Raw genomic sequence first — 14587 nt, 5'->3', positions numbered from 1 at the left:
GTTCAGGGGGTGGCGAGGAGGCGGTCGAGGACGTCTCCCGCCGGCTCGTCCTCGTCGGTCTTTGACGTGGTGCAGCGGGTGTCGAAGGCGGTGTCGCGGGCGTGGGCGAGGGTGGGGGCGTCGCGGGCGGGGTCGAGGAAGGCGGAACCGTTGGGGGTGAGGTGCAGCAGGGCGGTTCCGGCGGTCCAGTCGGGGGTGAGTTCGACGAGGCCGGTGTCGTCCGCCGCCATGGCGGCGGCCAGGCCGCGCAGGGCGGTGAGCGCCCAGATCATGCCGGGGAGTTCGAAGTCGACGCGGGTGTCGAAGTCGATCGTGAGGGCGCCGGCGGCCTCGTCGTGGCGCAGGGTCAGGCCGCCGTCCTCGTCGAGGCCGTGGAGGTAGGAGGCGTGGTCGCCCTCGGTCCAGCGGTCGCACTCCGCGAGGGCGGCCGGCAGTTCGGCGCGGTAGCGGCGGCGGACGGCGGGGTCGCGCCAGGGGGCGCAGAGGCCGGTCCACTCCGGCTCGGGCCAGGCGGAGGCCGGGGCGAGCGGCGAGCGGAGATACCTCCGCAGCCGTGCCGGGTCCATGGTGATCGCCGCCGTCACCGTGACATACCTCGCCATGTCCGCCCACCCGTTCATCGGCTCGGCTCCCTGCCGCGCGGGCACGATTCTGCCCGCCCCCGCCGACAACCACGGCGGGGGCGGACCGGGCCGGGTCAGCCGAGGGTGGAGGCGGTGACGGGCTCGCCGACCGGGATGGTCTGCCCGGCGAAACCGGTCTTGACGAACTGCCAGGTCAGGCCGTTGATCACACCCTGGCCCAGCGGAGCGAACCTGGCGAAGGCGGGCTGGCTGAGGTCGATGTGGGTGGCGTCGCAGGACGGGCACTGGTCCTTGACCGGCACGGTGAGGGTCTTTCCCTGGTAGCTCACCTTGACCGAGATGCCCTTGCAGACCGGGTCGTTGTTGGGGTTGGCGGTGGTCCACCAGGTGTGCGAGACGGCGACGAGCAGCTGGGTGGCGGCGTTGATCTGGGTGCCGCAGGCGCCGTAGCCGGCGTCGTTGTAGTAGGTGGCCTTGCCGGTCATGGGCTTGTTGATCGGTATCGCGGCGCTCGCGGTTCCGGCGCTCAGGGCGACCAGCGCGGCGGCGGCCAGCGGGACGCCGGCCAGGATCCGGAGGTTCGGGACAACTCGCATGTGGGCCCTCCCAGTTGGGTCGTTGGCATGGACCCTAGGCAGGCATCACTTGCATGGTACAGACATGTGACATGTTGTCATGAACACAAGTCAGGAAGCTTTACCAAACCGGCCGAAGGAGGGACGATACGTGACCGCACGAATCCCCCGCGCGTTCAGCAGGGCGCCCGTTCCCACGTCCTCGGAGGCCCCGTGCGCACCCTCGCCCAGCTCGCCGCCCGCACCGTCGCCCTCACGGCCGCCCTCACCGCCGTACTCACCGCCGCCCTCGCCGGACCGCCCGCCGCCGCCGCGCCCGCCGTCGGGGCGGAGCCCCGGGAGGTCAACCAGGGCTACAGCATCCCGGTCGGGGCCATCACCGACCTCGGCGCGCTCCCCGCGCTCAGCGGCCTCGGCCTGGAGTTCGCCCGGCTGATGGGGGTCTGACCGGCCCGCGCCCAACCCCCGAGGGGCCCGCCCGGACGCGCTCCGGGCGGGCCCCTCCGCTGCCCTCGGGGTTTCTTCCGCTGCGAAAGTTAGTCCTCCCGACACGCCCACGACAGGCGGGAACACGCCGCCGCAGCCTTCCCGTCACCGCCCGACCATCCCCCGCAACGCGGCGCCACACTCCCGCAACACCCCTTCCCACCAGGCAGGACGGGTGATTGACAGGGAGGCACGGGCTTCAGCACGATGAGCGCCGAGCCCACTCGCAGCACCCCGGACCCGGAAGGAGGGCCGATGAGCACCGTTCACCGCACCGCCCCGGCCCGCCCCCGCTGTCGCTGCCGTCGCTGTTGTCGCGGGGCCTTCGCCCGCTGATCCCGGATCCCGGCCGCCCGGCCGACCGCTCCGCACGGCACCCGTGTGCCGTCCTCCGCCGCTCCGCCGCCCTGCCCGCGCCCACCGCACCGCCGGGGCGTTCTCGCGCATCCCCATGTCCGCTCCACCAGAGTCGAGGAATCGCCATGCCCACCGCCACCTCCCTCCGCCTCACCCCCGCCGCCGGCCGGATCGGCGCCATCGTGCACGACATCCGCCTCGGCGGCGACCTGCCGGCCGAGACCGTCGCCGCCCTCGAAGCCGCGCTCCACGAGCACAAGGTGCTGTTCTTCCGCGGCCAGCAGCACCTCGACGACGCCGAACACGAGGCGTTCGCCCGCCTGTTGGGCCAGCCGGTCGGCCACCCCACCGTCCCGAGCGCCGACGGCCGGTACATCTTCGAGCTGGACGCCACCAAGGGCGTGCGCGCCAACAACTGGCACACCGACGTCACCTTCGTCCCCTCCTACCCCAAGGCCTCGATCCTGCGCGCCCTGGAGCTGCCGCCGGCCGGCGGCTCCACCGTGTGGGCCAACACCGCGGCCGCCTACCAGGACCTGCCGCAGCCGCTGAAGGTGCTGGCCGAGTCGCTGCGCGCCGTGCACACCAACGACTACGACTACGCGGCGAGCCTCGCGCTGCGCCCCGAGCTGGCCGACAACGCCGAGGTGGCCGACCTGTTCCGCAGGGTGTTCGTCTCCACCGCGTTCAAGACCGAGCACCCGGTGGTCCGCGTCCACCCGGTGACCGGCGAGAAGAGCCTCCTGCTCGGCGCCTTCGCCCAGCGGATCCAGGGCGTCTCGGGCTCCGACAGCAAGGCGCTGATCGCGCTGTTCCAGCGGTACGTGGAGCGCCTGGAGAACACCGTGCGCTGGGACTGGCAGGTCGGCGACGTCGCGATCTGGGACAACCGCGCCACCCAGCACTACGCCGTCAACGACTACGGCGACGAGCCGCGCCTGGTCCGCCGGATCACCCTGGACGGCGACCTGCCGGCGGGCGTGCACGGCGCGCCGAGCCGGCTGCTGGAGCCCGCCGAGCCGCCGCGAGTGGCCGGGCTGGTGCCGGCCGCGCAGCTGGAGGCCGAGGCCGCCGAGCGCGCCTGACCACCCCGCGATCCCCGAACTCCTCGGAAGGCACGGCATGTTCACCCAGGATCCGGCCACGGCCGGCACCCGCCCGCGCGCCGGGGACGCGCGGCGGGACGTCAACGCCGCCGCCGTCCTGCGGACCGTCCTGGACCACGGACCGGTGGCCCGCAGCCGGGTCGCCGCGCTCACCGGCCTGAGCCCGGCCGCCGTCTCCCGCCAGGTGGTCGACCTCACCAGCCTCGGGCTGCTGCGCGAGCGGCCCGAGCCGGCCACCCCCGGCGCCCGAGCGGTCGGCCGGCCACAGCTGCCGGTGGACGTCGACACCGACCGGATCGCGGTGGCCGGTCTGCACATCGGACTGCCGTCCACCCACTTCGCCTTCCTCGACGCACGCGGAAACGTGCTGCACCAGCGCGAGTTGAGCCACCGGGGCCGCACCGGCCCGGCCGTGCTGCGGCCGCTGCTGGCGCGGCTGCCCGGGCTGCTGGCCGCCGTCCCGGACGGCCGCACCGTGGTCGGCCTCGGCGCCGTCACCGGCGGCGCGGTGGACCGCGAGCACGGAGTGATCGTCCGCCATGATCCGCTGGGGTGGCGGGATGTGCCGCTCCGCGGGCTGCTGACGGAGGCCTCCGGGCTGCCGGTCCACGTGGACAACCACGCCCGGGCACTGACCCAGGCGGAGATCCTGTTCGGGCACCCGGCGGCCCGCCGCTCGGTCGTCCACCTGTTCGTCGCCCATGTGGTGGACGCGGCCCTGGCCGTGGCGGGCACCGTGCACATCGGTCCGGCCTCGCCCACCGGGGACGTCGCCCACCTGCCGGTGCCGGAGAGCGACGCGCTCTGCCCCTGCGGCCGGACCGGCTGCCTGGCGGTCGCCGCCTCGGACACCACGCTGTTCGAGGCGGCGGCGGCCGAGGGGATCACCGAACGGCCGGACCGCGCCGCGCTGGTGGCCGCCGTCCAGGCCGGCGACCCCCGGGCCGACCGGCTGGTACGGCGGCGCGCGGAGATCATCGGCCGGGCGCTCGCGCTGCTGGCCGACGTCGTCAACCCCGACCTGCTGGTGCTGACCGAGCACTTCTCCTGCCTCGACCCGGCCTATCTCGACGTGGTGCGCACCGAGTTCGCCCGCCGCTCGCGGCTACGGCGCGACGCCGGGCTGGTGGTCGCCCAGCGGCTCGGCGCCGATGTGCTCGCCGTGGCCGCCGGGACACCCGCACTCGGCGCCCTGTACGCCCGCCCGGTGCACGCCCTGACCTCCTGAACCGCCCCGACCGCCGACAAGACCCCGCACGCCCCTTCCCGCAGAGGACCCCACTCGTGACCAGCCTCCCCTCCGCCTCCCCGCTCTCCCGCCGGACGCTGCTCCGCGGCGGCCTGGCCGGCGCCGGCCTGCTGACCCTGGCCGCCTGCCGCTCGGCCGCCGACACCGCCGCCGGCCGGACCGCCGGTGACGCGGCGGGCCCGCGCCGCGGCGGCGTCCTCACGGTCGGCACCGGCGTCGACTTCACCCCGGCCCTGCTGTTCGCCCAGAGCGCCAACACCCTCGTCCAGCGCCTGGTCTTCAACACCCTGACCCGCTACGACGACCAGCTGAAGCCGCAGCCCGAGCTGGCCACCTCCTGGGAGGTCGCCCCGGACGGCGGCAGCGTGACCCTGAAGCTGCGCGAGGACGTCACCTTCCACAGCGGCCGCCGGTTCACCGCCGACGACGTGGTGTTCGCCGTCAAGAACCTCCAGAACCCGGCCCGCTCCGCCCAGTTGCGCTCGACCGCCGCCGCCGTCACGGACTTCCGCAAGAACGGCGACTTCGAGCTCACCCTCGTCCTCGCCCACCCGGTGAGCAATCTCTTCGACCTCTTCGAGTTCATGATCATCCCGGACTCCGCCACCGTCGAGGAGGCGTTCGCCGGGACCAGGCTGGTCGGCACCGGCCCCTACACCTTCACCGAGCGCAAGCCCGGCAGCTCGCTCACCTTCGCCCGCAACGCCTCCTACTGGAACCCGGGCCGCCCCTACCTGGACGGCGTCGAGATCCGGGTCATCCCCCAGTCCGAGTCGCTGCTCTCCTCCCTCAAGACCGGGCAGACCCACCTGTCCTACAACGTCCGCGGCAAGGACGTCGCCACCCTCCGGAGCGACCCGCAGTTCCGCATCACGCCCTACGACACCGGCTCCGGCGCCCACTACATCGGCGTCAACCTCGCCGCCGAGCACGTCGGCGACAAGCGGGTCCGCCAGGCCATCGCCTGGGCCGTCGACCGCGAGCGCCTCGTCCAGCAGGCGCTCGGCGGCTACGGCACCGTCTCCGCCACGCCCTGGCCCAAGTCCTCCCCCGCGTACAGCGCGGACGCCTCCGCCCACTACCGACACGACCCTGACCGGGCACGGCAGTTGCTCAAGGACGCCGGACTCTCCGGCATCAGCCTGCCGTTCGCGCACAGCAACGACCCCGGCAACACCGCCGTCGCGCAGATCCTCCAGTACGACCTCCAGCAGGTCGGCATCGAGACCGTGCTGCAGCCCACCGACTCGCCCACCATGCAGAAGCAGCTCATCGCCCAGACCATGCCCGCGCTGTGGACGCTGAGCCACGGCTTCGCCCAACTCCACCCCGCCACCCTGGCGGTGAGCGCCTACCCGTTCAACGAGGCCAAGAACAGCTCGCACTTCACCTCGCCCGCCTACACCGACATCGTCCAGCAGGCCTGGAAGCGGCCGGACAGCGACAGCGAGGAGGCCAAGGCGCTCTACCGGCGGATCACCGACGTCCTGCTGGACGAGCAGTTCGTGATCGACCTCGCCATCGCCGGCCTCACCGAGGTCGCCGGCGGCAAGGTCCGCGGCGCCACCCTCAACAAGTTCGGCTACCTCAACCTCGACGACGCCTACCTCACGGCCTGAGCGGACGGCCCGAACCCATGCGAAGCTTCCTCCTCAAGCGGCTGCCCTCCGGGCTGATCGTCCTCCTCCTCGCCTCCTTCCTGGTCTTCCTCATCCTCCGGCTGATCCCCGGCGACCCGGCCACCACGCTGGCCGGCCCCGACGCCGGACCGCAGGCCGTCGCCGCGATCCGCACCCGGCTCGGCCTCGACGAACCGCTGCCGAGCCAGTACCTGCACTGGCTCGGCAAGGTGCTGACCGGCGACCTCGGGCCCAGCTACGCGATCGGCGGCCAGGTCGCCGACCTGATCGGCGACGGCCTCGGCGCGACCCTCCAACTCACCGCCGCCGCCCTGCTGCTGGTCGTCGCACTGGCCCTGCCGCTCGGCGTGCTCGGCGCCACCGCCCGGCGCCGCCCGGTCGCCGCCGCCGTCCGCGCCTTCACCACCGCCGTCCTCGCGGTACCGCCGTTCGTCACCGGCGTGCTGCTGGTGCTGCTGTTCGCGGTCACCCTCGGGCTGCTGCCGGCCGGCGGCCACGAATCGCTGCTCGACGCCCCCGACCTCGCGCTGCAGTACCTGCTGCTGCCCGCCGTCTGCCTCGCCCTGCCCAGCGCCGCCGTGCTCGCCCGCTACCTCACCGACGGCATCCAGCGGGCGCTCGCCGAGGACTACGTGCGCACCGCCACCGCCGTCGGCGTCTCCCGCCGCCGGATCGTCTGGCGGCACGCCCTGCCCAACGCGCTGCCCTCCGCCGTCACCGTGCTCGGCCTGCAGATCGGCCACCTGGTCGCCGGGGCGGTGCTGGTGGAGCGGATCTTCGCCTGGCCCGGGCTCGGCCAGCTGGTCGAACAGGGGGTGCTGCGCCGCGACTACCCCGTGGTGCAGGCCCTGCTGCTGCTGATCGTCGCCGGCTACGTCGCCGTGCAACTGCTCACCGACCTCGTGTACGCCTGGCTCGACCCCCGGATCCGGTGGGAGTAACCGATGACCGCCCTGACCGCCCCCGCCCCGGCGCGCCCCGCGCGCGCCGCCGTCCGCAACCGGTACCTCGCCGGGCTGCTCACCGCCCGCGGCCTGACCGGGCTCGCCCTGGTCGGCACGATCGCCCTGGCCGGCCTGCTCGCGCCGCTGCTCACCGACCACGACCCCAACGCCCAGGGCCCGCTGGCACTCGCCGGGCCCAGCGCCGATCACCCGCTCGGCACCGACGACCTCGGGCGGGACCTGCTCAGCCGGGTCCTGCACGGCATCACCACCGACCTCGCGCTGACCGTCGGCGCGGTGCCGGTCGGCGCGCTGCTCGGCTGCTCGCTCGCCCTGCTCTCGGCCACCCACCGCTGGGCCGACACCGCCGTCCAGCGGGTCTTCGACCTGGTGCTCGCCTTCCCCGGGATGATCCTGGCGCTGGCCGTCACGGCCGTGCTCGGCCCGGGCCGCTGGCCGGTGTTCATCGTGATCGCGATCGCCGAAGTTCCGCTGTTCGGACGTCAGTTGCGCTCGGGCATCCTGGTCCAGCGGGAGCGCGAGTACGCGCTGGCCGCCCGGGTCGGCGGCGCCTCCCGGGCCCGGGTGCTGCTGCGGCACGTGCTGCCGAATGCCGTCGACCCGCTGATCGTGCAGAGCGCGGTGGCGCTCTCCGTCGGCGTGTTCATCGAGGGCGCGATGAGCTTCCTCGGGCTCGGCGTACGCCCGCCGGAGCCGACCCTGGGCTCGATCCTCAGCCAGTCCGTCGGCTACCTCGCCACCCATCCGACCTTCGCGGCCGCCCCGCTGGCCGCGACCACCGCGCTGGTGCTCGGCTTCACGCTGATCGCCGAGGCCCTGAACCGGGGGATCCGCCGATGACCAGCAGTCCCGACCGCGCCGTGCTGCGGGTCACCGACCTCTCCGTGGCGTTCGACGGCACCACCGCCGTGGACGGCGTCGGCTTCGACCTCGCCGCCGGGGACACCCTCGGCCTGGTCGGCGAGTCCGGCTCCGGCAAGTCCACCACCGCGCTCGCCCTGCTGCACATGCTCCCCGCCGGCGGCCGGATCACCGGCGGCTCGGTGGAACTGGCCGGCCAGGACCTCGCCGCCCTGCCCGAACGCGCCCTGCGGGCCGTCCGCGGCCGGCGGATCGCCATGGTCTTCCAGGACCCGATGTCCTCGCTCAACCCGGTGCTCACCGTCGGCAAGCAGCTCGACGAGGCGCTGCGCGCCCACGGCGGCCGCCCCGACAGGCGCGAACGCGCCGACCGCGCCGTCGAGTTGCTCGACCTGGTCGGCATCCCCGACGCCGCCGGGCGGCTACGCGACCACCCGCACCAGTTCTCCGGCGGCCAGCGCCAGCGCATCATGATCGCCCTCGCGCTCGCCAACGACGCGGAGGTCCTCGTCGCCGACGAACCGACCACCGCCCTCGACCCGACCGTCCAGCAGCAGATCCTGCGCCTGCTCACCCGGATCAACCGGGAGACCGGCACCGCGCTGGTGGTGATCAGCCACGACCTCGGGGTGATCGCGCAGACCTGCCGCCGGCTGCTGGTGATGCGGCACGGGAAGGTGGTCGAGTCCGGCGCCACCGCCGAGGTCCTCACCGCGCCGCAACACCCGTACACCAAGCAGCTGCTGGCCGCCGTCCCACGGCTGGAGGCGCCCTCGGAGGCCGCCGCCAACAGCGTGCCGGGGTCCGAGCCGCTGCTCACCGTCACCGGCCTGCGGAAGACCTACGGCTCGCGGCGGCGCGCGGTCACCGCGCTGGACGGCGTCGACCTGGTGCTGCACCCGGGCGAGACGCTCGGCCTGGTCGGCGAGTCCGGCTCCGGCAAGTCCACGCTGGCCCGCGCACTGGTCCAGGTGCACGCCCCGAGCGGCGGCGAGATCCGCTTCCGGGGGCGGGAGTTCGGACGCGGCGGCGAGCGGGCCGCCCGGCGCGAGGTGCAGCTGGTCTTCCAGGACCCGTACTCCTCGCTCAACCCCCGGATGACCGCCGGCCAGATCATCGCCGAGCCGCTGATCGCCCACGGCCCGGGCGACCGGGCCGCGCGCGACCGGCGGGTCGCCGAACTGCTGGAGCAGGTCGGCCTCGACCCCGACAGCGCCGACCGGCCCCCGCGCGCCTTCTCCGGCGGACAGCGCCAACGGATCGGCATCGCCCGGGCGTTGGCGCCCGAGCCGAGCGTGCTGATCTGCGACGAGCCGGTCTCCGCGCTGGACGTCTCGGTACAGGCGCAGGTGCTCGACCTGCTCGCCCGCCTCCAGCGCGACCTCGGCCTCGCCCTGCTGTTCATCGCCCACGACCTGGCCGTGGTCCGCCAGGTGAGCCACCGGATCGCCGTCATGCACCGCGGCCGGATCGTCGAGACCGGCCCGGCCGACCGGGTCGTCACCGCGCCCGAACACCCCTACACCGCCGAACTCCTGGCCGCCGTACCGCGCCTGGAGACCCGGCCCGCCGTCCTCACCACCCGGAGCACCGCATGACCGACGTCCCGCCCGGCACCGCCCACCGCGACCCGTACGCCGGCTTCCCCGGCACCGTCGGCCGCACCTTCCGCGAGTCCACCCCCGCCTGGCCGCAGCGGGTCCGCCCGCGCGAGGGCGCGCCCAACGTCGTCGTCGTCCTGGTCGACGACCTCGGCTACAGCGACATCGGCCCGTTCGGCGCCGAGATCCCCACGCCGGCCCTGGACGGCCTCGCCGAGCGCGGCGTCAAACTCGCCAACTACCACACCATGCCGCTCTGCTCCCCCGCCCGGGCCGCCCTGCTCACCGGCCTCAACCCGCACCGGGTCGGCTACTCCTTCGTCGCCAACGCCGACCCCGGCTTCCCCGGCTACGGCATGGAGATCGCCGACGACATCCCCACCCTCGCCGAACTGCTGCACGACGCCGGTTACGCCACCTACGCCGTCGGCAAGTGGCACCTCACCCGCGACTCCGCCTCCAACGCCGCCGACGACCGCGCCAACTGGCCGCTGCAGAAGGGCTTCGACCAGTACTACGGCGTCCTGGAAGGTCTCACCAGCCTCTTCCACCCGCACCAACTCGTCCGCGACAACAGCCCGCTGGACATCGACGACCTGCCCGACGGCTACTACTACACCGACGACATCACCGACCGGGCCATCGACATGGTGACGTCGCTGCGCGCCCACGACGCCGACAAGCCGTTCTTCCTCTACCTCGCCCACAACGCCGTGCACGGCCCGCTGCAGGCCAAGCCCGAGGACCTCGCCAGGCACAAGGGCCGCTACGACGGCGGCTGGGACGAACTGCGGGCCGCCCGGTTCGCCCGCCAGCTCGCCGCCGGCCACTTCCCGCCCGACACCGAACTGCCCGACCGCAACGGCGAATCCGGCTACGAGGTCGGCCCCTGGAGCGAGCTCACCCCCGCCCAGCGGCAGCTCTACGCCCGCTACATGGAGGTCTACGCCGCCATGGTCGACAACGTCGACCAGAACCTCGGCCGGCTCCTCGAAACCCTCGCCGCGCTGGGCGAACTCGACAACACCATCGTGGTGTTCACCTCCGACAACGGCGGCACCGGCGAGGGCGGCGCCGAGGGCACCCGCAGCTACTTCAGCCGCTTCGTCCACCACCCCGGCCTCCCCGAGGACTGGAACCCCGACGTCGAACGGGAGGTCGAGCTGATCGGCGGCCCGCGCTCACTGGTGCACTACCCGCGCGGCTGGGGCATGGCCTCCAACACCCCGTTCCGCCTCTACAAGGGCCAGACCCACGCGGGCGGCGTCCGGGTGCCCTTCGTCCTCAGCTGGCCCGCCGGCCTCCCGCGCGCCGAGGGCGACCCCGGCGTCCGCACCCAGTACCAGTACGTCACCGACCTGCTGCCCACCCTGCTCGACCTCGCCGGCGTCGAACGGCCCGCGCAGCGCTCCGGGCAGGCCGTACAGTCCCTGGACGGCTTCACCTTCGCCCCCGTGCTGCGCGATCCGGCCACCGCCTCCACCCACCCCGAGCAGTACTGCGAGATGACCGGCAACCGCAGCTACTACCGCGACGGCTGGAAGCTCGTCACCCTGCACCGCCCCGGCACCCCGTACGACGACGGCGAGTGGGCGCTGTACGACCTGCGCACCGACCCCACCGAGATCCACGACCTCGCCGAGGAACACCCCGACGTGGTCAAGGAGTTGTCCGCCGCCTGGGAGGCCGCCGCCTGGCGCAACGGCGTCTTCCCGCTCACCGACGGCAGCGGCGCCCTCGCCCGCCGCCACCCCGACGACGCCAGGCTGCGCCGCCCGCTGCGGCTGCTCGCCGGCACACCCGAACTGGAGCGTTACCGCTCGTCCCGGCTGATCTCCTTCCGCTCCTTCGCCATCGAGGTCGAACTCGCCCGGCACGGCGCCGAGGACGCGGGCGTGCTGGTCTCGCACGGCGACCAGGGCGGCGGCTACAGCCTCTACGTCGAGGACGGTCGGCTGCGCCTCGCCTACAACCAGTACGGCGAACTCTTCGAGGCCGACGCCGGCCCGCTCGCCCCCGGCGCCCACCTGCTCACCGTCGAGGCGGCGGCGGTGGCCGGCCTGCGCTGGGAGTTCCGCGTCCTGGTCGACGGCGCGGAGACCGGCCGGCTCGGCCCCGTCCACCAGCTCATCGGCATGGCCCCGTTCCAGGGCATCAGTGTCGGCGTCGACCGCAGGTCGCCGGTCTCCTGGCCGGTGTACGAGCGCCACCGCTCGTTCCGCTACAGCGGCGGGCTGCGCGCCGTCACCTACCTGCCCGGCGACCCCGCCCCCGACGACCCGGCCGTCGTCGCCCGCGCGCTGCGGGAGGCCGCCGCCGCCTTCGAATAGCGGATCATCCGTCTGATCATCGCGCTATCCTCCGGATGGCTCGTGTCATCCGTCGTCCGTCCTGTCCGGGGGAACAGTGATCAACGAACTCCTGCCCGCACCCGTCGTGGTCGAGACCGCCTACTCCGACCCGCCCGAGGCCCGTCTAGAGCCCGAGGAGGAGGCGGTCATCGCCCGCGCCGTCGAATCCCGCCGCCGCGAGTTCACCACCGTCCGCCACTGCGCCCGCCGCGCCCTCACCCGCCTCGGCGTCCCCTACCGCCCCCTCCTCCCCGGCCTGCGCGGCGCCCCCGGCTGGCCCGACGGCGTCGTCGGCTCGCTCACCCACTGCGCCGGCTTCCGCGCCGCCGCCGTGGCCCCGGCCGACGCCGTCCGCTCCGTCGGCATCGACGCCGAGCCGGCGCTCCCGCTGCCGGAGGGCGTCCTCGACGCCATCGCCCTCCCGGCCGAGCAGCGGCGCAACGCGGCGCTCAGCGCCGACCGACCCGACATCCCGTGGGACCGCATCCTGTTCAGCGCCAAGGAGTCGGTCTACAAGAGCTGGTTCCCGCTCACCCAGCGCTTCCTCGACTTCTCCGAGGCCGACCTCACCCTCCGCCCCGACGGCACCTTCACCGCCACCCTCCTCGTCCCGTCGCCCCTGCCCACCCTCGACGGCCGGTGGCGCGTCCACGACGGGCATCTGGCCACCGCCATCACCGTCCTGCTCTAGGCTCTCCCCCTGAGCTGCCGCAGGGCAGTTGGGGGTCGACCCGAGGGAGACGGGGATGGGCACGGAGATCGTCGAGCTGGCGCGGCAGGCCGGTCCGTACCTGACGGCGGCGGTGGGCGCGTACGGTGGCGCGGTCCTCGTCCGCGCCGAGGACGCCGCCGCCGACGCCACGGCCAACCTGGGCCGGCGGATCCTCCAGGCGGTGTTCCGGCGCGGCGGCGCGGCCGAGCAGGCCGCGCTGGAGGGCGCGGTGCAGGACGCCGCCGAGGATCCCGAGGACGCGGACGCGGCGGCGGCGTTGCGCCAGCAGCTCAAGCGGGCGCTGCGGGAGGACGCCGAGCTGCGCGAGGAGCTCGCCGCGCTGCTGCCGGCGCGTGCGGCCGGCTCGGTGATCATCACGGCCTCGGGTGAGCGGTCCATCGCGGCGCACACGATCACCACCGCCATCACGGGCGACGGCCACCGCAGCGGCGAGTGAGCGGCGGCAGCTTCGAGGCGGCGGGAGCGGGGTCGATCGCCGCGCAGAGTATCGGGACCGCTCACACGGGCGATGTGATCGGCCTGCCTGCGGAGATCCTGAACGCGGCCCGCGATGTCGAGGCACCGCCGGGCCTCACCAATCTCGCGCCCGTTCCGCTGTGCATCGGGCGGGAGGAGGCCCTCGCCTGGCTGCGCGAAACACTCTCTACGGCGGGCGGAATGACAATCACCCAAGCCTCGACCGTGCACGGCCTCGGCGGGGTAGGGAAGAGCGCGCTTGCCCTCGCCTACGCCCACCGGTACTGCCATGAGTACTCGCTCGTCTGGTGGATCACCGCCGAGAGCCCGGCCCTCATCCAACAGTCCCTCGCAGACCTGGCCCGGCGCCTCCGGCCGGCCTGGTCCGATACCGCGTCCCAACAGCAGCGGGCCGAGTGGGCAATGGCGTGGCTGCAGTGGCACCACGGATGGCTCCTGGTGTTCGACAACGTCGAAAACCCTATAGACCTCAACCGCTACCTCGGCGCGCTCAGCGGGGGCCACCACCTCATCACCAGCCGCCGCGCCATAGGCTGGCCGCGAACGGTTCGCACCTACACGCTCGGCATCCTCGACCCGGGCGAGGCCGCCGAAGTGATCTGCACCTATGCCTTCCCTGAGGACGCGCCGACGGCCCGCGAACGCCAGGATGCGTACAAGCTGGCCGCCGACATGGGCTTCCTGCCACTCGCCCTGGAGCAGGCCGGCGCCTACCTCCAGCAGCACCCCAGCATGACCATCGACGCCTACCGGCGAAGCCTGCCCACCAAACTTGACAAGAGCGCCGACGGCCTCGACGCCGAACGCACCATCGCCCGTATCTGGGCCCAGACCCTCCATGCCCTCACCTCCCGCAACCCGTACGCCGTCGACATCCTGCGGACCCTGGCCTGGCTCGCCCCCGACGACATCCCCATCGCCCTTCTCGGTGCGACAGAGGGCGAGAACGACGGCCTCCACGAAGCACTAGGCCTCCTGAACGCCTACAGCATGGCCACCGTCACTGCGGACACCATCAGCGTCCACCGCCTCGTTCAGACTGTCCTCCGCACCACCGCGCCCGCCCAACCGGATGGATCCCCGGCGGGACGCCGCGCGGCGGAGGACGCCCTGCGGCGAGCCCTCAACCCCGACGGGGACCCGGCACTCGACGCCACCCCGGAGTGGGATCCGCTCCTACCGCATCTGACCGCCCTCGCCGCCACCACAACCGGCGACCTCCAGAACGACCACGCGGCCAGCCTGTATTTCGCCGCAGCCAATCGCCTCCGCGATCAGGGGCACGATGCCCGTGCTATCCCCTTGTTCCGCGCCGCCGTAAGCCTCTGCCGGCAGGTCCTCGGCGATACCGACCCCAGAACCCTGAGCAACCGTAACAATCTCGCCCACGCCTATCAGTCCGCCGGAGACACCAACCGCGCCATCGCCCTCTACGAAACCACCCTCACCCAACGAGAACAGATCCTCGGCCACACCCACCCCCACACCCTCATCAGCCGTAACAACCTCGCCCACGCCTATCAGTCCGCCGGAGACATCAACCGCGCCATCGCCCTTTACGAGACCACCCTCGCCCAATCCGAGCAGGTCCTCGGCCACACC

13 protein-coding genes are annotated in these 14587 nt (G+C 73.4%); 11 read left to right on the top strand and 2 right to left on the bottom strand.

All coding sequences use genetic code 11. From position 1 onward, the window contains the following. Positions 1-2: 2 nt before the first annotated feature. Together ABTX81_RS23735 and ABTX81_RS23730 are read right to left on the bottom strand one after the other, a co-directional pair. Positions 3-602, bottom strand: coding sequence for a hypothetical protein (locus ABTX81_RS23735; protein WP_350548922.1), 600 nt, complete (start codon positions 600-602; stop codon positions 3-5). Positions 603-697: 95 nt separating this feature from the next. Beyond that, positions 698-1180 carry a cysteine/serine endopeptidase inhibitor gene (locus ABTX81_RS23730; protein WP_350548920.1) on the bottom strand — a complete coding sequence of 161 codons (483 nt, stop codon included), beginning with the start codon at positions 1178-1180 and terminating at the stop codon, positions 698-700. A 192-nt stretch (positions 1181-1372) separates the two neighbouring features. Between ABTX81_RS23730 and ABTX81_RS23725 the strand changes: the two genes are divergently transcribed. From ABTX81_RS23725 to ABTX81_RS23675, 11 genes are all read left to right on the top strand, one after another. Then, positions 1373-1606, top strand: coding sequence for a hypothetical protein (locus tag ABTX81_RS23725; protein WP_350548918.1), 234 nt, complete (start codon positions 1373-1375; stop codon positions 1604-1606). Positions 1607-2127: 521 nt separating this feature from the next. Then, positions 2128-3087 (top strand): TauD/TfdA dioxygenase family protein, encoded by a 960-nt coding sequence (locus ABTX81_RS23720; protein WP_350548916.1) that lies wholly within the window; start codon positions 2128-2130, stop codon positions 3085-3087. Between the two features lie 37 nt (positions 3088-3124). Continuing rightward, on the top strand, positions 3125-4336 hold the full coding sequence (locus ABTX81_RS23715) for an ROK family protein (protein WP_350548914.1): 1212 nt from the start codon (positions 3125-3127) through the stop codon (positions 4334-4336). A gap of 56 nt (positions 4337-4392) precedes the next feature. Beyond that, on the top strand, positions 4393-5976 hold the full coding sequence (locus tag ABTX81_RS23710) for an ABC transporter substrate-binding protein (RefSeq protein WP_350548912.1): 1584 nt from the start codon (positions 4393-4395) through the stop codon (positions 5974-5976). Positions 5977-5993: 17 nt separating this feature from the next. Next, positions 5994-6938, top strand: a complete 945-nt coding sequence (locus ABTX81_RS23705) for an ABC transporter permease (protein ID WP_350548910.1) — start codon at positions 5994-5996, stop codon at positions 6936-6938. Positions 6939-6941: 3 nt separating this feature from the next. Beyond that, positions 6942-7802, top strand: a complete 861-nt coding sequence (locus ABTX81_RS23700) for an ABC transporter permease (protein WP_350548908.1) — start codon at positions 6942-6944, stop codon at positions 7800-7802. Then, positions 7799-9421, top strand: a complete 1623-nt coding sequence (locus ABTX81_RS23695; protein WP_350548906.1) for an ABC transporter ATP-binding protein — start codon at positions 7799-7801, stop codon at positions 9419-9421. Before ABTX81_RS23700 ends, ABTX81_RS23695 begins: the two co-directional genes overlap by 4 nt. Continuing rightward, on the top strand, positions 9418-11754 hold the full coding sequence (locus tag ABTX81_RS23690) for an arylsulfatase (protein ID WP_350548904.1): 2337 nt from the start codon (positions 9418-9420) through the stop codon (positions 11752-11754). The genes ABTX81_RS23695 and ABTX81_RS23690 overlap by 4 nt, the downstream gene beginning before the upstream one ends. A 76-nt stretch (positions 11755-11830) precedes the next feature. Further along, on the top strand, positions 11831-12466 hold the full coding sequence (locus ABTX81_RS23685; RefSeq protein ID WP_350548902.1) for a 4'-phosphopantetheinyl transferase family protein: 636 nt from the start codon (positions 11831-11833) through the stop codon (positions 12464-12466). 55 nt (positions 12467-12521) lie between these two features. Beyond that, positions 12522-12944, top strand: a complete 423-nt coding sequence (locus ABTX81_RS23680; RefSeq protein WP_350548900.1) for a hypothetical protein — start codon at positions 12522-12524, stop codon at positions 12942-12944. Beyond that, positions 12941-14587 (top strand): tetratricopeptide repeat protein (locus ABTX81_RS23675; RefSeq protein WP_350548898.1); only part of this gene is annotated, 1647 nt, incomplete at its 3' end. The genes ABTX81_RS23680 and ABTX81_RS23675, both read left to right, overlap by 4 nt.

The sequence above is a fragment of the Kitasatospora sp. NPDC097605 genome (assembly GCF_040302725.1).
Taxonomy (GTDB): Bacteria; Actinomycetota; Actinomycetes; order Streptomycetales; family Streptomycetaceae; genus Kitasatospora.
This window is presented reverse-complemented; position numbering and strand designations above follow the sequence as displayed.